The sequence below is a fragment of the Micromonospora sp. ATLC16 genome (assembly GCF_057196645.1).
The window spans coordinates 1-18773 of the sequence record NZ_JBXUOW010000085.1 but is presented as its reverse complement, the minus strand read 5'-3'; the positions used below and the strand labels follow the sequence as shown (position 1 = coordinate 18773).

At 72.9% G+C, this 18773-nt stretch carries 15 protein-coding genes and 1 pseudogene; 10 read left to right on the top strand and 6 right to left on the bottom strand.

The genetic code is table 11. The features are described from left to right. Together AC2CHE_RS24135 and AC2CHE_RS24130 are read right to left on the bottom strand one after the other, a co-directional pair. Nucleotides 1-384, bottom strand: a pseudogene (locus tag AC2CHE_RS24135) (hypothetical protein); the annotation flags it as partial. Nucleotides 385-424: 40 nt separating this feature from the next. Continuing rightward, the gene (locus tag AC2CHE_RS24130; RefSeq protein WP_484507134.1) at nucleotides 425-880 is read right to left on the bottom strand and encodes an SRPBCC family protein; all 456 of its coding nucleotides are present in this window, start codon (nucleotides 878-880) and stop codon (nucleotides 425-427) included. A 145-nt stretch (nucleotides 881-1025) separates the two neighbouring features. Between AC2CHE_RS24130 and AC2CHE_RS24125 the strand changes: the two genes are divergently transcribed. From AC2CHE_RS24125 to AC2CHE_RS24105, 5 genes are all read left to right on the top strand, one after another. Continuing rightward, the gene (locus AC2CHE_RS24125) at nucleotides 1026-2825 is read left to right on the top strand and encodes an AMP-dependent synthetase/ligase (protein ID WP_484507133.1); all 1800 of its coding nucleotides are present in this window, start codon (nucleotides 1026-1028) and stop codon (nucleotides 2823-2825) included. Between the two features lie 14 nt (nucleotides 2826-2839). Then, complete coding sequence (locus AC2CHE_RS24120; protein WP_484507132.1) at nucleotides 2840-4534, top strand: sensor histidine kinase; 1695 nt, start codon at nucleotides 2840-2842, stop codon at nucleotides 4532-4534. Between the two features lie 7 nt (nucleotides 4535-4541). Further along, complete coding sequence (locus AC2CHE_RS24115; protein ID WP_092382321.1) at nucleotides 4542-5210, top strand: response regulator transcription factor; 669 nt, start codon at nucleotides 4542-4544, stop codon at nucleotides 5208-5210. A 163-nt stretch (nucleotides 5211-5373) separates the two neighbouring features. Beyond that, complete coding sequence (locus AC2CHE_RS24110; RefSeq protein WP_484507136.1) at nucleotides 5374-6183, top strand: SAM-dependent methyltransferase; 810 nt, start codon at nucleotides 5374-5376, stop codon at nucleotides 6181-6183. A gap of 79 nt (nucleotides 6184-6262) precedes the next feature. Next, a complete protein-coding gene (locus AC2CHE_RS24105) occupies nucleotides 6263-7921 on the top strand; it encodes a putative bifunctional diguanylate cyclase/phosphodiesterase (RefSeq protein ID WP_484507135.1) in 1659 nt (552 codons plus the stop codon). A gap of 21 nt (nucleotides 7922-7942) precedes the next feature. Here the strand turns inward: AC2CHE_RS24105 and AC2CHE_RS24100 are convergent, their stop codons facing one another. The 3 genes from AC2CHE_RS24100 to AC2CHE_RS24090 all read right to left on the bottom strand — a co-directional run bounded on the left by AC2CHE_RS24100 (nucleotide 7943) and on the right by AC2CHE_RS24090 (nucleotide 12015). After that, the gene (locus AC2CHE_RS24100; RefSeq protein ID WP_484507131.1) at nucleotides 7943-9067 is read right to left on the bottom strand and encodes a glycosyltransferase family 4 protein; all 1125 of its coding nucleotides are present in this window, start codon (nucleotides 9065-9067) and stop codon (nucleotides 7943-7945) included. Between the two features lie 76 nt (nucleotides 9068-9143). Next, nucleotides 9144-10403: a M48 family metallopeptidase gene (locus AC2CHE_RS24095; RefSeq protein ID WP_484507130.1), complete on the bottom strand. Its 1260-nt coding sequence runs from the start codon at nucleotides 10401-10403 to the stop codon at nucleotides 9144-9146. Nucleotides 10404-10581: 178 nt separating this feature from the next. Further along, complete coding sequence (locus AC2CHE_RS24090; protein WP_484507129.1) at nucleotides 10582-12015, bottom strand: NYN domain-containing protein; 1434 nt, start codon at nucleotides 12013-12015, stop codon at nucleotides 10582-10584. A 128-nt stretch (nucleotides 12016-12143) separates the two neighbouring features. Here AC2CHE_RS24090 and AC2CHE_RS24085 point away from each other — a divergent pair, with 128 nt between their 5' ends. The 5 genes from AC2CHE_RS24085 (at nucleotide 12144) to AC2CHE_RS24065 (ending at nucleotide 17866) form a co-directional block, all read left to right on the top strand. Then, on the top strand, nucleotides 12144-13898 hold the full coding sequence (locus AC2CHE_RS24085; protein WP_484507128.1) for a DEDD exonuclease domain-containing protein: 1755 nt from the start codon (nucleotides 12144-12146) through the stop codon (nucleotides 13896-13898). 129 nt (nucleotides 13899-14027) lie between these two features. Further along, a complete protein-coding gene (locus AC2CHE_RS24080) occupies nucleotides 14028-15815 on the top strand; it encodes a RelA/SpoT family protein (RefSeq protein ID WP_484507127.1) in 1788 nt (595 codons plus the stop codon). A 74-nt stretch (nucleotides 15816-15889) separates the two neighbouring features. After that, complete coding sequence (locus AC2CHE_RS24075) at nucleotides 15890-16432, top strand: NUDIX hydrolase (RefSeq protein ID WP_484507126.1); 543 nt, start codon at nucleotides 15890-15892, stop codon at nucleotides 16430-16432. Beyond that, nucleotides 16429-17316 carry a nucleotidyltransferase family protein gene (locus AC2CHE_RS24070; RefSeq protein ID WP_484507125.1) on the top strand — a complete coding sequence of 296 codons (888 nt, stop codon included), beginning with the start codon at nucleotides 16429-16431 and terminating at the stop codon, nucleotides 17314-17316. Before AC2CHE_RS24075 ends, AC2CHE_RS24070 begins: the two co-directional genes overlap by 4 nt. 262 nt (nucleotides 17317-17578) lie before the next feature. Further along, entirely contained in the window at nucleotides 17579-17866 is a 288-nt protein-coding gene (locus AC2CHE_RS24065) for an Lrp/AsnC family transcriptional regulator (protein ID WP_484507124.1), read from the top strand. A 48-nt stretch (nucleotides 17867-17914) separates the two neighbouring features. On the opposite strand, the gene AC2CHE_RS24060 is transcribed toward AC2CHE_RS24065, so the two are convergent. Further along, the gene (locus AC2CHE_RS24060; RefSeq protein WP_484507123.1) at nucleotides 17915-18592 is read right to left on the bottom strand and encodes a DUF4142 domain-containing protein; all 678 of its coding nucleotides are present in this window, start codon (nucleotides 18590-18592) and stop codon (nucleotides 17915-17917) included. Nucleotides 18593-18773: the final 181 nt, after the last annotated feature.

Here is an 18773-nt window from a genome sequence, read left to right as displayed (position 1 = left end):
CCCCCGCGCCGACGCCGCGCCCGGTCCGGCGGGCGGCTCGGCCGGGGCGAAGGCACGCAGGAAACTGGCCAGGCCAGCGGCCAGATCCCCGGCACCGGTGGCCAGGCGTTCGGCGAACTCGGGGCTCGGGTCACGCAACGCGGCGATGCCTCGGCAAACCGGGCAGACGCAGCATTCGGCCGCACCGGTGGCGAAACCCGCCCCGGCGCCGCCGGAGGCCGCGCCCGGGACGTCGTTGTGACCGAGGACACCGGTCACGATCCCGCCGAGCGGGCCCAGCGGCACCGCCGCCGGGTTGGCGGCGGCCAACCGTACGGTGGCCAGCAGAGTGGCGACCAGCCGCTCCGCTTCCTCCCGGGCCGTGCCCGGATCTGTCGCACCCATGCTGGGCTCCTCTACCACGGCGACCGGGTCGCCGGATGCGTCACTGCGCCGCACCGGATGCTTCTACCCGGCGCTTGAGCTCCTTCAACGCCGCATCCATGATCATTCTTTCGGCCTTGCGACGGAACATGCCGAGCATCCCGACCGCGAGCTCCACCTCCAGGGTGTAGGTCACGGTGGTACCCCCTTCGCCATCGGCCACCAGGTCGTACGCGCCCCGCTGCGCCTTCTGCATCTTCGACGGGGCCACCAGGTGCCACTCGATCCGGGACAGATCTTCGGCGTAGGCGTACGCCAACACGTACTCGTCGGCCATCACCGTGGCGTCGAGGACGAAACGGACCTGGCTCGCGTAACCGTCCTCGTACTCCTCGATCACCTCCGCCGCACGGACCGCGTCGGTCCACTCGGGGTAGCTCGGGAAGTCACAGATGACCGCGGCCACCCGGTCCGGTGACGCGCCGATGATGATCGACTGGGTGGAGGAGTCCGCCATGCTGGGAGGCTACCGTCCGACGACCCGCCGCGCGCCGCGCCGCCCATCTGCGGCGTGCTCCCGGTCGACCGGGCGGGTAGGTTTCGACAGAGCCACCGGCCCAGGTGGCGGCCCGACCCGGTCCCGTGAGCACGAGGGAGTGCAGGTGCGCGAGTTCACCGTTCCGCCGATCGTCACCGTCGGCGATTCGGCCAACCTCACCGATCCGGTCTGGGACAACGCCGAGAGCGCGCCTGACGCGGTGCAGTTCGTCCGCCGCGACGCCGCGGGCGCCTGGGCCGACGTGACCTGCCGGCAGTTCCGCGACGAGGTGGCGACGGTCGCCCGCGGGCTGGTGGCCGCCGGCGTGCAGCCGGGCGACCGGGTGGCGCTGATGAGCCGTACCCGGTACGAGTGGACGCTCGTCGACTACGCCATCTGGGCGGCCGGTGCGGTTACCGTGCCGATCTACGAGACCTCCAGCCCCGAGCAGGCGGCCTGGATCCTGGGTGACTCCGGCGCGGTGGCCGTGGTGGTGGAGACCACCGCGCACGTCACGCTGGTGGCCGGCGTCCGTGACCAGTTGCCCGAGTTGTCCCACGTCTGGCAGATCGACCTGGGTGGCGTGGACGACCTGGTGGCCGCCGGCGCGGAGGTGGAGCCGACCGAGATCGAGCGCCGCCGGGCGGGCCTGCGCTCCTCGGACGTGGCGACGATCATCTACACCAGCGGCACCACCGGCCGGCCCAAGGGCTGCGTGCTGACCCACCGCAACATGTACGCCGACGTCGCCAACGCCGTCCCGGTGCTGCCGAACCTGTTCGGGCCGAACGCGTCGACCCTGCTGTTCCTGCCGCTCGCCCACGCCTTCGCCCGGCTCATCCAGGTCGGCGTGGTGCAGGCCCGGGCCACGATGGCGCACTGCTCGGACACCAAGAACCTGGTCGCCGAGTTACAGGAGGTGAAGCCGACCTTCGTGCTCTCGGTGCCCCGCGTCTTCGAGAAGGTCTACAACGGCGCCAAGCAGAAGGCCGAGGCCGGCGGCAAGGGCAAGATCTTCGCCCGGGCCGAGGCGGTCGCCATCGCGTACAGCGAGGCGCTGGAGACACCCGGCGGACCGGGCCTGGCACTGCGGGCCCAGCACGCGCTCTTCGACCGGCTGGTCTACGGCAAGCTGCGGGCCGCGCTCGGCGGGCGCTGCCGCGACGCGATCTCCGGCGGCGCGCCACTCGGCGCCCGGCTCGGCCACTTCTTCCGGGGCATCGGCGTGACGATCTGCGAGGGATACGGTCTGACCGAGACCTCTCCCGCCGTCTCGGCCAACGTGCCCGGATTCACCCGGATCGGCACTGTCGGCCGGCCGTTGCCCGGGGTGACCATCCGCACCGAGGACGACGGCGAGGTCCTCGTCGCCGGTGATCTCGTCTTCCGGGGTTACTGGCACAACGACGCGGCCACCGCCGAGGCGCTCACCCCGGACGGCTGGTTCCGCACCGGCGACCTGGGCTCGCTCGACGGTGACGGCTACCTGACCATCACCGGCCGGAAGAAGGAGATCATCGTGACGGCCAGCGGCAAGAACGTCGCCCCGGCCGTGCTGGAGGACCAGGTCCGGGCACACCGCCTGGTCAGCCAGTGCGTCGTGGTGGGTGACCGGCAGCCGTTCATCGCCGCGCTGGTCACCCTCGACGAGGAGGCCCTGCCGGGCTGGCTGGAGTCGGCCGGGCTGCCGGCGAACACCGGCATCGAGGAGCTACGCGAGCACGAGGGGCTGCGCGCGGAGATCCAGGCCGCCGTTGACCAGGCCAACCAGTCGGTCTCCAAGGCCGAGGCGATAAAGGTCTTCCGGGTGCTGCCGCGCGACTTCACCGAGGCGGCCGGGGAGTTGACCCCGTCGCTGAAGGTCAAACGCCAGGTCGTGCACAAGACGTACGCGGCGGAGATCGCCGACATCTACCGCGGCTGACTACCATCCGTCACGTGCCCGCCTCCACATCTGCCCTGGCCCGCCCGCACCCGCTCGCCGCGGCGGCGCGCGTCGTCGTGCTCACGCTGGTCGCCGTCCTGACCCTGTTCGCCACCCGCGACGTGACCCAGCTGTGGTGGATCGTCCTGCTGGCGCTGGCCGGGCTGCCGGCGATGCTGGCACCCCAGCACCGGCTCGTCGGCCCGCTGAGCCGGGTGGTGGAGGTGGTGGTGCTCGGTCTGGCGGCCAGCCAGGTCGCCGCGGTGGCCACCGTCGGCGGCCACATCGGTGGGCTGGGCGCCTCCGCGGTGCTGCCCTACCTCGCGGTGCCGGTGACCGTCACGGCGCTGCGTCGCCGCTTCCGTGAGGGCGCGGCACTGATCGCGGTGACCGCCGGCAGTCTGCTGGTCGCCGGCGCGGTCACCGAGGTCGGCGGGGTTCGCCAGCTCAGCCAGCCCGGCTACCTCGCCGTCTGCGCGCAGTGGCTGGTCCTGGCCGCCCTCGGTCTCTATGCCGCCGGCACCCTGCACCGGGTGATGCAGGCCCGCCACGACAGCAAACCCCAGCCGTACGCCGAGGCGACCCGGCTGCTGACCCAGCTGCGCACGGTGGCCCGCCAACTGCCCGGCGCCACGCTGGACCCGGGCGGCATCTCCGAGCACCTGTTGGAGGAGTTGCGCACGGTGGCCCGTACCGACCGGGGCGCGGTGCTCTCCGCCAGCGGTGGTGGCCGGCTGGTGGTGCTCGCCCAGCTCGGTGCGGACCGGGTCGACTGGGAGACCACCATCGACGCGGACTCGGCCATCGCCGACGCCTGGGCCAGCCAGCAGTCGCAGACCTCGGCCCGCTCGCAGTCCCGCTCACACCGCGGTGGGGACGTCTCGGCGCTGATCGTGCCGCTGGTGGCCGGGTTACGCACGGTGGGTCTGGTGGTGCTGGAGACCGACACGGCGCACGCGTACCCGCCACCGGTGGTGGCCCAGGTGACCGGGCTGACCGGCCCGGCCGCGCTGCGGCTGGAGGCCGCCCTGCTCTTCGACGAGGTGCGCTCGCTGGCCACCAACGAGGAACGGCAGCGGCTGGCCCGGGAGATTCACGACGGGGTGGCCCAGGAACTGGTGATGGTGGGTTACGGCATCGACAACGCCCTGGCCACCGTGCACGACGACGCCGAGGAGACCGCCGAGTCGCTGCGCCTGCTGCGCCAGGAGGTTACCCGGGTGATCACCGAGCTACGGCTGAGCCTGTTCGAGCTGCGCAGCGAGGTGGACCGGCACGGCGGCCTGGCCGCCGCCATCGCCGAGTACGCCCGCACCGTCGGTGCCTCCGGCGGACTGCGGGTGCACCTGTCCCTGGACGAGTCCACCGCCCGGCTGCCCGCCGCGACCGAGGCCGAGTTGCTGCGCATCGCCCAGGAGGCGGTCACCAACGCCCGCAAGCACGCCGGCGCGGCCAATCTCTGGGTCACCTGTGAGGTGGACCCGCCCTACGCGCAGATCGAAGTGTCGGATGACGGTCACGGCATAGGTGACCAGCGCTCGGACGGGCACTATGGTCTTGCGATCATGGCCGAGAGAGCGGAACGTATCCGGGGCCGATTGGAGATCAGGCCGCGACAGCCGAGCGGGACGACCGTCGCGGTGGTGGTCGGTTCACCGCCCCGGCGCGATAACGTTCGCGGTAGCGCCGCCGCTGCAGAAGGGGAGTAAGCCGAGGATGACCACAAGCCCGACACCGGCAACCCGTACCAAGGTCCTCCTTGTCGACGATCACGACTTGATCCGCAAGGGCCTGCGGCACGCCTTCGAGCGCGACCGGCAGTTCGAGGTCGTCGGCGAGGCGGCCACCGCGGCGGAGGGCGTCCGACAGGCCGGCGCCCTGCAGCCCGATGTGGTGATCATGGATCTGCGACTGCCCGACGGCAGCGGCCTGGAGGCCACCCGGGCGCTGCGCAAGTCCAGCGTGTCCATGGGCATCGTGGTGCTCACCATGTACGCCGGCGACGACCAGCTCTTCGGCGCCCTGGAGGCCGGTGCCAGCGCGTTCGTGCCGAAGACCGCGCCGGCCGACGAGGTGGTCGCCGCCGCCCGGCACGCCGCCTCCTCCCCCAGCGCCTTCACCGCCGCCGACCTGGCCGAGGCGATGAAGCGTCGGCTCGCCCCGTCCGGTCCGCAGCTGTCCCCCCGCGAGGGTCAGGTGCTGCGGCTGCTCGCCGACGGGATGAGCGTCGCCGGCATCGCCAAGCAGCTGTTCGTCAGCGAATCGACCGCCAAGACCCACATCTCGAAGCTCTACGAGAAGCTCGGCGCGGCCAACCGGGCACAGGCGCTGATGACCGCACTGCGGCTCGGTCTGCTCGAGGCACCGGACGCGCCGAAGTTCTGATCGGCGCGGCACCGACGACGATCCGTGTCCCACCTCGGCGGGGCACGGATCTTCGCATCGATCGCCCTCTGGCACGTGCCGGCTATGGCCTCCCTTGCGAAAGCGGGGCAGAATACCCGCCGGGGCACCGTCGCCCCCGAAGGCGCGCGAAGGGGTGAGGGCATTGCAGCGGCCGGACTGGGTACCCGAGACAATCGACGTCGAACGTCCCAGCGTCGCCCGCATGTACGACTACTACCTCGGCGGCTCACACAACTTCGCCGTGGACCGGGCGACCGCCCGCGCGATGGTGGCGGCGGTGCCGCAGGCGCCGCTGATGGCCCAGGCCAACCGCGCCTTCCTGCGCCGGGCCGTGCAGTTCCTCACCGATGCCGGCATCCGCCAGTTCCTGGACATCGGCTCCGGCATCCCCACCGTGGGCAACGTGCACGAGATCGCGCAGCGGCACGCTCCCGACTCGCGGGTGGTCTACGTCGACGTCGACCCGGTCGCCGTGGCCCACAGTCGGAAGATCCTGGCCGGCGACGACCGCACGGCGGTCGTCGAGGAGGACCTGCGCCACCCCGACCGGATCCTGACCCACCCCGACGTCCACGCGATGCTCGACTTCTCCCAGCCGATCGCCGTGCTGGTGGTGGCGGTCCTGCACTTCGTCTCCGACGACGACCGGCCGGCCGAGGTGCTGCGGACCCTCCGGGCGGCCCTGGCTCCCGGCAGCTACCTGGTCCTGTCGCAGGCCAGCGACGACGGCCGGGACGAGGCCGAGCGGGCCGAGGCCGAGGAGGTCTACCGGCGCACCGACAGCCCGCTGTTCATTCGCAGCCGGGCCGAGCTGACCGGGTTCTTCGACGGCTTCGAGTTGGTCGAGCCCGGCGTGGTGTGGGTGCCGCAGTGGCGCCCGGAAACGCCGGAGAGCGCCGAGGACGCCGAACGGGCGGTGTTCCTCGGCGGGGTCGGGCGCCTCGGTGGGTGAGCCTACGGACGGCCGGCCCTGCGTCGGCGCGTTCGCCCGCGCCTGGGCGAAGGCGGTATCGGGCACCAGTTATCTGCCGATGACCCACGCCCAGCTGGAGATGCTGCTGCAGCGGCTCACCGACCTGCTCGCCGAGGCGCTGCGGGCGGAGCCGCTCGACCTGCGGGTGGGGCACAAGGTCGCCGACGAGTTGGTCGCCGCGCACATCGTTTCCGCCGAGGCGCTCGGCCGGACCGTCGAGGTGATCAAGCTTCGGCTGGTCCGTGACCTCGACCTGGTCGCCGACGACATCGAGGACCGGATGGCCCGGCTGCTGGGCGTGGTCGCCACCGGCTACGCCCGGGCGCTGCGGGACCGGACCCTCGACGAGCAGGAGTCCATCCGCCGGGCCGCGATGACCGCCCGCGTCGAGGCGGAGCAGGCCCTGCGGGTCAGCGAGGCCCGCTTCCGGCATCAGGCCACCCACGACCCGTTGACCGACCTGCCGAATCGCACGCTCTTCGCCGAACGCCTCGCCGCCGCCGTCGACGGATCAGTCGGCAGCGGCGGCCGTCGGGTCGGGCTGTGTTTCCTCGACCTGGACCGGTTCAAGCGGGTCAACGACTCGTTCGGACACCAGATCGGCGACCGGGCCCTGGTGGCGGCGGCACGGCGACTACGGCGGGCGGTCGAGCCGCACCTGGTCGCACGGCTCGGCGGGGACGCCTTCGTCGTCCTTGTCGAACGGTCCACCGGCACCGGTGACGTGGTCGCCGTCGCCGAGGCGGCACTGGCCGCGCTCTCCGAGCCGGTGGTGGTCGACGGGCATGACGTGACGGTCACGGCGAGCGTGGGCATCGTGGAGCGGCGGGTCGCGGGGACCTCACCGGACGACCTGATGCGTGCCGCCGGCAGCACCCTGCACTGGGCCAAGTCGGCTGGCGGCGCGGGATGGGCCCTGTACGACGCGGAGCGCGACGGGCAGGAACAGGCTCGTCAGGAGCTGAGCGCGGCCATCCCGGCGGGCTTGGAACGGGGTGAGTTCTTCCTCGACTACCAACCGTTGACCTCGTTGCACGACGGCTCGCTGCTGGGAATGGAGGCGCTGGTCCGGTGGCGTCACCCAGAACTGGGCGTGTTGCCTCCGGACAGCTTCATCGGCCTGGCCGAGGAGACCGGATTGATCGTGCAGCTCGGCGGGTGGGTGCTCGCCGAGGCGTGCCGTGAGGCGGTCGGTTGGACGTCCACCTCGGGCCAGCCGCCCTACGTCAGCGTCAACCTGGCGGTCCGTCAGGTCCGCCGCCCCGCTCTGGTGCAGGAGGTGCGGTCCCTGCTGCGGCGTACCGGCCTGCCGCCGAACCGGCTCCAGCTGGAGATCACCGAAAGCACCATGATGACCACCTCCGAGGAGCCGGTGCGCGCCCTTCGTGCCCTCGCCGACCTGGGCATCCGGATCGCCATCGATGACTTCGGCACCGGCTACAGCAACCTCGCCTACCTACGGGACCTCCCGGTGACCGAGCTGAAGGTGGCCGGTGAGTTCGTCCGCGGCCTACGCGCCCCGGAGGCCCGCGCCGACGAGCGGATCCTGGCCTCGCTGGTGTCGCTGGCGCACGCGCTGGACCTGACGGTCACCGCGGAGGGTGTGGAGACGGACGGGCAGGCCGAGCGGTTGCGGGCGATCGGCTGTGACGCCGGCCAGGGCTGGCACTTCGGCCGCCCCGCCTCCCCCGACCACATTCTCGCCCGCATCCGCTGAACCACCCTCCGACGGCCGGTCTCAGCCGGCGAGCAGTGTGGCCAGGCGTAGCGCCTGCGTCTCCCAGCGCCACTCCCGCTCCACCCAGGCCCGGCCGGCGGCGCCGAACTGCCGGGCCAGGTCCCGGTCGGCCAGCAGGGTGGCCACCCGGTCGGCGAGGTCGGCGAGGTCCCGACCGTCAACCACGTAGCCCGTCTCGCCCTGACGCACCGCGTCCGGGGCACCGCCGGAGTTACCGGCCACCACCGGCAAACCGGTCGCTGACGCCTCCAGGTAGACGATGCCGAGCCCTTCGACGTCCAGTCCCCGGTTGCGGGTGCGGCACGGCATGGCGTACACGTCGCCGGCCGCGTAGTGGGCGGGCAGTTCGGCCGAGGGCACCGAGCCGGTGAAGACCACGTCCCGCTCCACTCCGGACTGGCGGGCCAGCCGGGCCAGCGTGGTCCGGTACGGTCCGCCGCCGACCACCAGCAACGCGGCGTCGGGCACCCGGCGACGGATCAGCGGCATCGCCCGGATCAGCATGTCCTGGCCCTTGCGGGGTACCAGCCGGGACACACAGACCACCACCGGCCGGTCGGCCAGGCCGAGCCGGTGCCGCACCGCGCCGCCGTCGACTGACGGGTGGTAGACGTCGGTGTCCACGCCGGGCGCCAGCCGCCGCAGCTCGGTCAGGCCGTCCAGCGCCCGGGCCAGCCGGGTGCGGGTGTACTCCCCCAGGTAGGTGACCACGTCGGTGTCCCGACCGATGCGCCGCAGCGCCGTCCGGGCCATCGGCAACGCCGCCCAGCCGACCTCGTGGCCGTGGGTCAGGGCGACCACCCGTCGGATCCCGGCCCGTCGGCGCAGCCCGGCGGCGAGCAGGCCGAGCGGAGCCGCCGCGCCGAACCAGACCGTGTCGCAGCCGTACGACCGGGCCAGCCGCGCGGCCCGGCGCGCCACCAGCGGGGTGGGCAGCAGCACCTTGGTGCGCTCCCGCACCACCTCGAACGGCTGGTCGGCGTCGAACTTGTCCGCACCGGCCCAGCGCGACGCGTACACCACCACCGAACCGGCCGGCTGGCGCACCGCGAGGTTGTGGACGAACGACTGGATGCCGCCCGGCCGCGGCGGGAAATCGTTCGTCACCAGCAACGTGCGGCTCATGCCGGCCCTCCGCTACGCTGCGGGCCGCCCTGAGGCACCAGGACGCTGCGTTGATGATTCGCTCGCTGACGCTCGCTCACCGGCCAACCTTTCGGGCGTACGCGCGGGCGGCGGCGATCCGTTCCACGGTGGACGGGTGCGACGCCGAGTACAGGTATTCCCAGCGGGGTGGGTCGGGGTCGGAGAGGTTGACCGCGGACAGCCGCCGCTGCATCGACTCGAACGCCGCCGGGTCTGCGGTCAACGCCAGCGCGTGCGCGTCGGCGCGGGCCTCGACCCGCCGGGACATCAGCGCCTGCACCGGGGTGAAGACCAACCCGGCCACCGTCACCAGGGCGAGCAGCAGCGGAAACGCGCGCGGTTGAGCCATCGAGTCGACACCGGCCAGGCGCAGCAGCGGTGGCCAGGAGCCGATCAGGTAGAGCGCCACCACGGCGGCGGCGGCACCGAGCGCGCCGGTGAGGGTGCCCACCGGCACGTCCCGGTCCCGGGCGTGGCCGAGCTCGTGCGCCACCACTGCGGTCACCTCGGCCGGCGTCGCCTCACGCAGCAGGTTGTCGTAGACCACCACCCGGCGGGTCGGCCCCAATCCGGAGACGTACGCGTTGACCGCCCGGGTGCGCCGGGACGCGTCGGCGACGAGCACGTCGCGCACCGGCACCTTGTCGCGTTCGGCCAGCTCGATGAGCTGGCTGCGCAACGGCGACGGCTCCATCGGGCTGAACCGGTTGAAGATTGGCTCGACCAGCACCGGCAGCACGAAGGAGAGCAGCACCACCAGGGTGGCGGCGCCAGCCGCGCCGAACGCCCACCACCAGCGCGGGGCGAGTCGGATGACGGTGTAGAAGCCGAGCAGCGCCACCGCCCCGATGACGGCGCTGACCGCGTACGACTTGAGCAGGTCCACCGCCCAGCCGCCCCAGCCGTTGGTGGCCAGCCCGTAACGGGTGAGCACGCTGTGCCGCCAGGCCGCGAACGGCAGCGTCATCAGGTCGGCGACCAGCACCACGGCCAGACCGCCGAGGATCGCCTGCGCGATCCAGTGCCCGCCGAAGGGGCGCCCGGCCAACTCGACCAGGCGGCTGCCCAGCGGGGTCAACCCGAGAGCCAGTGCCACCAGCAGGCCGACGCCGAGCGCCGCCCATCCGCCGGGGCGCAACGCGGAGCGGAACTGCCGGGCTCGCTCCACCTGCTCGGTCGGCAGGTCACGCAGGGCGGCGAGTTGGTCTGCCCGGGGTGCCGGTGGGCGCTGCCAGGGGACCAGCACCAGTGCCGTCACGACCAGCGCGACGCCCAGCCCGGCCAGGGTCAGCACCGCCCACCCTCGCGGGCTCACCGCGCCACCCCGCCCGGCAGCGGCGACCCGCCGCAGCGGACGCGAACCGACCCGTCGCCCGCCGTGCGCCTCATACCGCCGCTCCTGTCGCCATGGCCGCCCATCCTATGTCCCGGCGGGTGCCCGCCCCGCGCCCGTCGACCACCCGGACGGCCGGCGCAGGACCACCGCCGCCGGCTCAGGACCGCGACAGCCGGCGCACCAGCGAGTCCGCACCCAGCGGGTACGCCCCGTGCCGGCGTACCCCGTCGGCGACCTCACGATCGGAGGACACCACGACCACGGGGCGGCCCGGTGGTTCGGCACGGACCAGTCGGCGGATCAACTCGTCGGCGGTCTCACCCTTGCGGGAGAACAGCACCCGTACGCCTCGCGGGGCAGGCGGCAGTCCGTGCACGCGTTCGGCGCCGTCGAAGACCACGGTGACCTCGTCGCCGGTTTGCGCGGCGATCCCGCCGAGGCCGGTGACCAGCCGTTTGCGCTGCTGCTCCAGGGACATCTCGCCGAAGCCGCGTTTGGTCACGTTGTAGCCGTCGACCACCAGGTGCGCCCGGGGCAGGGCCAGCAGTTGATCCAGCCGGGCCGGGTCGTCGGTGTCCTGGGCCCGGGCCGCGGCCGCGGTGGCGGCCGGAGAATTGGCGAAGGAGTCGGCCACGAAGTCGGCGGGCAGTCTGTCGACCGGGTCCAGAGCCAGCTCCCGGCGCAGCCCGAGGGCGGCCTGACCGATCGTCTCCAGCAGCAGCCACAGCCGTGCGTCGTCGACCGAGCGGGCCTCCTTGGCGCTGCTGCGGGCCGCTCCGGCCGTCGCCTCCGCCTCGGCCAGCCGGGCCCGGGCCCGACGCAGTTCGGCGTCCGCGTCGGCGGCGGCCCGCGCGGCCCGGCCCCGCTCGGTTGCCAGCAGCTCGTTCGCCCGGCGCTCGCGGGCCTGGTTCTCCCGCAGGGTGCGGGCCAACTGCCGGGCCTCCTCACGCAGCTGGCCCAACTCCTCGCGCACCCGGGCCAGCTCGTCGCGGAGCTTGTCCGCCTCCACGCGGGCCACCGCCCGGTCATGCTCGGCCCGGGTGGCCCGCTGCTCGGCCTGCCGGACCAGTTCGGCCACCACCGCCGTGTCCGCCTCGGCGCGGACCGCCGCCCCGCTGGCCTCGATCAACTCCCGCCAGCCGCGCGGGCGGGCCAGGTAGGCCAGGGCGGCCACCTCGACCGGGTCGGCGGCGGCGGGGGCAGTGCCCTCCACCACGGCCGTACCCAGGTCACCAGCGTCGGTCAGGACCCGGGCGGTGACCCGCTGCCGGAACAGCGGATCGGCGGCGAGCTGGGCGGCGATCACCGGCGCACCGAGCCGGGCGCGTCGGTTCGGGGCGAACTTGGCGACCCGGCGCAGCGGCACGGGCACCTCGTCGCCGGGCAGACCCGGCAGCACGGCGGCGGTGAGCGAGACGATCCGCTGTCGCACCGGCTCGGGCAGGCTCGGCTCCGGCTCCGGCTGCCCGGGCTCCACCGGCCCGGAGTCCGGCACCGCCGGGGCCTCGGTGGCATCGTCACCGGCCGCGGGCATCGCGACGACCTGCTCCTCCTGGGGGAGGTTGTCGTCGTGCGGCTCGGTGAGGGGCATGTGGCAAGTCTCCCACCGCGACCGGGCCCACCGCCCGGTGAGTGAGCCGATCTCTCATCCTAGACCCGGTAGTTGCCGGTGGGACGGATGGGGCGCGAGTGTCGGACCGGGCCGTTACGGTGCCGCGGATGGCAGCACAGGAGTTTCTGCAACCGGCGCTGGCCGGGCTCGATCCGACCGTCGGCGGTGTCGACCCGGCCCTGCCGCTGTCCGCGACGACGTTCGTGGTAGTCGACCTGGAGACCACCGGAGGGGCTCCCGACGGTGGCGGCATCACCGAGATCGGCGCGGTCAAGGTGCGCGGCGGTGAGCAACTGGGGGTGCTGGCCACCCTGGTCAACCCCGGGGTGCCGATCCCGCCCTTCATCACCGTGCTGACCGGCATCACCCAGGCGATGCTGCTGCCGGCACCGCCGATCGAGCAGGTGCTGCCGAGTTTTTTGGAGTTCGTCTCGGATGCCGTGCTGGTCGCCCACAACGCGCCCTACGACGTCGGCTTCCTGAAGGCGGCCTGCGCGAAGCACGGCTACCGCTGGCCGAACCCGCGGGTGCTGGACACCGCAGCACTGGCCCGGCGGGTGCTGCTGCGCGACGAGGTGCCCAACCGCAAGCTCGGCACCCTCGCCGCGTACTTCCGCGCCGCCACGCAGCCGACCCACCGGGCCCTGGACGACGCCCGGGCGACCGTCGACGTGCTGCACGGGCTCATCGGACGCCTCGGCGGGCACCGGGTCGACACCATCGGCGACGCCATCGAGTTCGCCCGCGCGGTCACCCCGACCCAGCGTCGCAAGCGGCACCTGGCCGACGGCCTGCCCCGCTCCCCCGGGGTCTACATCTTCCGGGCCGCCGACGACCGACCGCTCTACGTCGGCACCTCCCGGGACATCGCCACCCGGGTGCGCAGCTACTTCACCGCGGCGGAGAAACGCGCCCGGATCTCGGAGATGCTGGCCGCCGCCGAACGGGTCGAGGCGGTGGAGTGCGCGCACTCCTTGGAGGCCGAGGTGCGGGAGCTGCGGCTGATCGCGGCGCACGCGCCGCCGTACAACCGACGGTCGAAGTACCCGGAGCGGATGGTCTGGCTGAAGCTGACCGACGGGCCGTACCCCCGGTTGTCGGTGGTCCGGGAGATCTCCCCGAGCGACCGCGCCTACCTCGGCCCGTTCACCTCGCGACGCGCCGCCGAGCTGGCCGCCGCCGGTTTCCACGACGCGGTCCCGCTACGGCAGTGCACCCACCGGCTGTCGCTGCGCACCGTCACGCCGGCCTGCGCGCTGGCCGAGCTGGGCCGCTGCCCGGCCCCCTGCGAGCACCGGATCTCTCCCGAGGAGTACGCCACCCGGGCCGTCACGCCGTTCGCCACCGCCACCACCGGCGATCCGCAGCCGGTGGTGGACGCCCTGCTCGCCCGGATCGAGGCGCTCTCCGCCGGCCAGCGCTACGAGGACGCGGCAGTGCTGCGCTCCCGCCTCGCCGCGGTGCTGCGGGCCGCCGTGCGTATGCAGCGTCTCGCCGCGTTGAGTGGGCTCGCCGAGGTGGCCGCCGCCCACCCGGCGGCCGGCGGCGGCTGGGAGCTGGCGCTGGTCCGGCACGGGCGGCTCGCCGGGGCGGGGGTGTCCCCGCCCGGCGTCCACCCTCGACCGACGTTGGCCACCATCCGGGCCACCGCCGAGACGGTGCCTCCCGGGCACGGCCCGGTCCCGGCCGCCAGCCCGGAGGAGTCCGAGCGGATCCTGTCCTGGTTGGAGCGACCGGAGACCCGGCTGGTCGAGATGTCAGCCGGTTGGTCCTCTCCGGTGGACGGCGCGGCACGGTTCCGGGACCTGTTGACCAAGGCCGAGAACGGGGCGTCCCGGCAACTCTGGTCCGAACGCTCATGAGCAACTGTCCGATCGGACTACGTCGACTCACTTACTCTGTTAAGGAAGTGCAGTCCTGCCCGTTTCGAGGGTCTGCTCCCGCTTGCCGGAATCCGGTGGTGGTGCAGCAGGCGTGAGGGGGTGTCCCAGGTGGACGTCAACGCCGGACACGGCGGCGCCCTGGGCGGTGCGCTCCCGACACAGTCCGGCGAGCTGCCCCTGACCAGACGACTCCGATCGCTGCTGACCTGGCCGAGCGCCGAGACCGAACCGGTCGGCCAGCTGGTACGTACCCACCGCGCCATTCACGCCGGTGCCGACCCGGCGGTGCTGCGCCGCGCCTACACCATCGCGGACAACATGCACCGAGGCCAGTTCCGCAAGAGCGGGGAACCGTTCATCACCCATCCGCTGGCGGTCGCCCAGATCTGCGCGGAACTGGGCATGGACACCACCACCCTGGTCGCGGCGCTGCTGCACGACACGGTGGAGGACACCCGCTACACGTTGCAGGCCCTCGCGGAGGACTTCGACCACGAGGTCGCCCACCTGGTCGACGGGGTGACCAAGTTCGACAAGGAGTTCTACGGGCAGGCCGCCGAGGCGGAGACCATCCGCAAGATGATCATCGCAGCCGGCAAGGACGTCCGGGTGCTCATCATCAAACTCGCCGACCGGCTGCACAACATGCGCACCCTGGGCGTGCGCTCGGCCGCCTCCCGCGAGCGGATCGCCCGCAAGACCCAGGAGGTGCTGGTACCGCTCTGCGACCGGCTGGGCATCCAGACCCTGAAGCGGGAGTTGGACGACGTGGTGCTGCTGCACCTCGAACCGGACGAGCACGCCCGCATCGCGCGGCACGTGCACGACCGGCCCGGCTGGGACGGCTACCTCGCCGAGGTGGTCGCGCAGGCCAGGGTGGCGCTGCGGCGCAGCCGGGTGGACGCCGAGGTGGCCCCGCGACCCCGGCACCTCTACTCGATCTGGAAGGACACCGTGGCCGGCGGTCACACCGCCCCGTTCGACCTGCCCCGGATCGCCATCGTGGTGGATGGCCCGGCGACCGACTGTTATGCGGCACTCGGCGCCGTGCACGGCGTCTGGCGACCGGTGCCGGGCCGGTTCAAGGACTTCATCGCCTCACCGAAGAACAACCTCTACCGATCCCTGCACACCAGCGTCTGCGGGCCGAAGAACCGCACGGTCGAGGTGCTGATCCGCACGACGGAGATGCACCGCGCGGCCGAGTACGGGGTGGCCGCCGATTTCCGCTTCCCCCGCTCCGGCGGGACGACCGCCCGCCCGGGGCAGCTCGACTGGCTGCGGCGGGTGCTGGACTGGGAGCAGGATGCGGCCGACCCGGCCCAGTTCCTCCACTCGCTGCGCTGCGACCTGTCCGAGGCGCAGATCCAGGTGGTCGCCGAGGGGCGGCAGATCGTGCTGCCGGCGGGAGCCACTCCGGTCGACCTGGCGTACGAGCTGGGTACGGACCGGGGGGAACGGTGCCTGGCGGCCCGGGTCAACGGTCGGCTGGTGCCCCTCTCCTCCGAACTTGAGGAGGGTGACGTGGTGGAGATCTTCACCGAGACGGACGAGGAGAGCAGCCTCGACGCCGAGGTGGCTCCCCGTGGGCCGCGTCGCGAGTGGCTGGGGTTCGTCAAGTCACCGCACGCGCAGATGCAGATCAACAGTTGGTTCGCCGAGCACAGCGAACCGGGCATCTCGATCAGCGACAAGGTACGCCTGGGCCGCGCCACCATCGGGCTGGCCCTGCGTCAGCACAACCGAGGGCTGGCCAGCGATCTGCCGCTGCTGCGGCTGTCGGAGGAACTCGGCTACCCGGATCTGGAAACCCTGCTGGTCGCGGTCTTCGACCGGGTCATCGAGCCGGACGCCGTGGTACGCCAACTCATCGACCTGGTCGACCACCGTCAGTGACCGCCCAGGCCCCACGCGGTACCCGACGTGGTCCTCGTGGCGCGAGCACGCCTCACGGCCACTAGCCTGGGGTCATGATCCCCCGTACCCGCCGCACCGGGCGCGCCGTCGCGTACCAGGTCTTCTACCGGTTGCCGTTGCCGGTCCGACGTCGGTTGGTCCGGATGGCCGTGCCCAAGTACATCGTCGGCGCGGTCACCCTGCTGCGCGACAGTGAGGCCGAGGGCGCGGGACGGCTGCTGCTGCTGCGCCAGCCGCCCGGCCGGGGCTGGACCCTCCCGGCGGGGCTCCTGCAACGCGGCGAGAACCCCGCCGTGGGCGCCGCCCGGGAGCTGTACGAGGAGAGTGGTGTCCGCCTCTCCCCCACCCGGCTGACCCCGGCGGTGCCCAACGCCATCGTGCACGCCAAGGGCTGGGTGGATGTGGTGTTCACCGCCGAGGTGCCCGCGTCCAGCACCGAGCTGACCGTGGACGGGGCCGAGGTCTTCGAGGCCGCCTGGCATCCGCTGGACGATCTGCCGAAGCTGACCTGGCCGACCGCCCGCCTGCTGGCGTACTACGACATCGGTCCGCTGGCCGGGCAGTTCCCACCGCCGCTGCCCGACACGACACCATGAGCCGGCCCGAGGGTGCCGAGAGCGGCCGTCGGCCCACCTCGCCCTCCGACGGCATCTGCGCGGTGGTGCTCGCCGCCGGCGAGGGCACCCGGCTGCGCCCGCTTACCGAACGGGCACCCAAGGCGCTCTGTCCGGTGGGCAACGTGCCCCTGCTGGACCGGGCACTCGCCCGGCTCACCGGCCTCGGCCTGAGCGGCCCGGCGGCGGTCGCGGTCAACGCCTGCTACCTGGGCGAACAGGTAGTGGAGCGGGTGGGCACCCGGGCGCACCTCTCGGTGGAGCCGGGCAGCCCGCTCGGCACCGCGGGCGGTGTGGGACGGCTGCGGGATTGGATCGACGGCCGGGGCGTGCTGGTCGGCAACGCCGACGCCTACCTGGCCGACCCGACGGCACCGCCCGGCCCCGACATCGCCACGCTGCTCGATGGCTGGGACGGCGACTCGGTACGCCTGCTCGGCCAGCCGGCCACCGACCCCGCCGCGCCGGGCACCTTCGACGGGCACGTCTTCACCGGTTTCTCCCTGTTGCCGTGGCGGCTGGTCCGCGACCTGCCCGCCACCTTCGGCGACCTGGTACGCGCGCTGTGGCGTCCGGCCGAGGCCGCCGGCCGGCTGACCGTGGTCCGCTACCCGGGCACCTTCATCGACACCGGCACCCCGGCCGACTATCTCGCCGCGAACCTGCACGCCGCCGGTGACGGTGGCCTGATCGACCCGGCCGCCACGGTCACCGGCGCCTGCCACCGCTCGGTCGTGGGGGCGGGCGCCACCGTCCGGGGTGCGGTCAGCCGCAGCGTGATCTGGCCGAACGCCGTCGTAGGCGCGGACGAGGACCTGCACGACGTGATCCGCGTCGGCGCCGATCTGACCGTCCCGGCGATCTGACCTGCCGCGGACGCGATCGGACGCCGCCTCGTCCTCGTCGCCTCGGCGGTGGCCGGCGCGGGCGCCCATGCAGGTCTCGGGGGGCTACCGCTGATCGGTTGGCAGGCCACCCGGCACGGCATCGCGAAGCGGGTCACCTGCTCGGCGCGGCGGTGCGGTTCGCGTCCGCCGCCCTCTTCGTGCGCCTGCCAGCCACAGCCCCGCACGCTGCTGCTGGCACACCGCCTAGCATGAGCGAGTACGCCGACGAACGGAGAGTCCCGTGATCACCGCGATCGTGCTGATCGACTGCGCCACCGACTCGATCCCCGAGGTGGCCGAGGCACTGGCCAACCTGCCGGGGGTCAGCGAGGTCTACTCGGTTGCCGGGCACATCGACCTGATCGCCATGGTCCGGGTCCGCGAGTTCGACGAGATCGCCCAGATCATCGCGGGCAGCATCTCGAAGGTGCCGGGCGTGCTCAACACCGAGTCGCACATCGCCTTCCGCGCGTACTCGCGGCACGACCTGGAGGAAGCCTTCGCCATCGGGCTGGGCAGCACCGACTGAGCCGGTCCACCCGGCACGGGGTGGACCGGCTCGTCGCGTACCGCCGGGTCAGCTCTGCTGCGGCACCGGGGTCTCGGTGACGGTGCCACCCGGAACCGGGGCCTCCTCGGTGAAGGTCTCACCCGGGGTCGGCGTGGTGCCGCCCGGAGCCGGCACGGTGCCACCCGGGCTGGCCGTACCGCTCGGGCTGGTCTCCGGGACCGGGATGCCGAGGTCCTCGGCCAGCATCACCAGGGCGTCGTAGTGCGCCTGCAGGACCGGCAGCGCGGTCTGCGCCAGCTGGACCACCTGCGGCTCGGTACCCTGCGAGATCTCCGTCTGGGTCGCCTGGATGGCCTGGACGTGGCCGGCCAGTTCCTGGGTCACCCAGAGCCGGTCGAACTCCTCACCGCTGGCGTTGTTGAGCTGGTCCAGACCGTCCTGCTGATCGGTGGTCGGCTCGCTCGGCAGCTCGACGTTGAGCTGTCCGGCCAGCTCCTGCACCGACTGGTCCAGCTCGGTGTGATCCGTGACGAACTGCTGCCCCAGCTCCTTGACCTGCTGGTTGTGACCCTTCTCCTGGGCCAGCTCACCGGCGGCGATCTCGTACAGGTTCACCTGGTGGACCGCCTGCAGATACTGCGTGTCCTGTGCCGACGGCTGCGCCGCCGCCTGCGCCGCCGCGGCGGGCGCGAGGCCCACCAGCACCAGCGTGGCCAGCAGGCCGAGGCGTTTGATACCCAACATGCTTCCTCCCCGTTGAGACGTTGGACCGCACGGATACCCGGCTGGCCGGGGTTATTCCTGCGATCCGGCGACAACGGGAAGCGGCGACGACGCCCGAAAGAGGCAGAAACGAACGTGGGGGGGGCCCCCCCCCCGCCCCCCCGGGCCCCCCCCCCCGTGCCCCCCCCCGACCCCCGGGCCG

Coding starts and splice junctions, on each gene's coding strand:
- AC2CHE_RS24115 (WP_092382321.1), top strand. CDS start 4,542: ATGACCACAAGCCCGACACCGGCAACCCGTACCAAGGTCCTCCTTGTC.
- AC2CHE_RS24070 (WP_484507125.1), top strand. CDS start 16,429: ATGAGCCGGCCCGAGGGTGCCGAGAGCGGCCGTCGGCCCACCTCGCCC.
- AC2CHE_RS24085 (WP_484507128.1), top strand. CDS start 12,144: ATGGCAGCACAGGAGTTTCTGCAACCGGCGCTGGCCGGGCTCGATCCG.
- AC2CHE_RS24060 (WP_484507123.1), bottom strand. CDS start 18,592: ATGTTGGGTATCAAACGCCTCGGCCTGCTGGCCACGCTGGTGCTGGTG.
- AC2CHE_RS24100 (WP_484507131.1), bottom strand. CDS start 9,067: ATGAGCCGCACGTTGCTGGTGACGAACGATTTCCCGCCGCGGCCGGGC.
- AC2CHE_RS24090 (WP_484507129.1), bottom strand. CDS start 12,015: ATGCCCCTCACCGAGCCGCACGACGACAACCTCCCCCAGGAGGAGCAG.
- AC2CHE_RS24075 (WP_484507126.1), top strand. CDS start 15,890: ATGATCCCCCGTACCCGCCGCACCGGGCGCGCCGTCGCGTACCAGGTC.
- AC2CHE_RS24130 (WP_484507134.1), bottom strand. CDS start 880: ATGGCGGACTCCTCCACCCAGTCGATCATCATCGGCGCGTCACCGGAC.
- AC2CHE_RS24105 (WP_484507135.1), top strand. CDS start 6,263: ATGACCCACGCCCAGCTGGAGATGCTGCTGCAGCGGCTCACCGACCTG.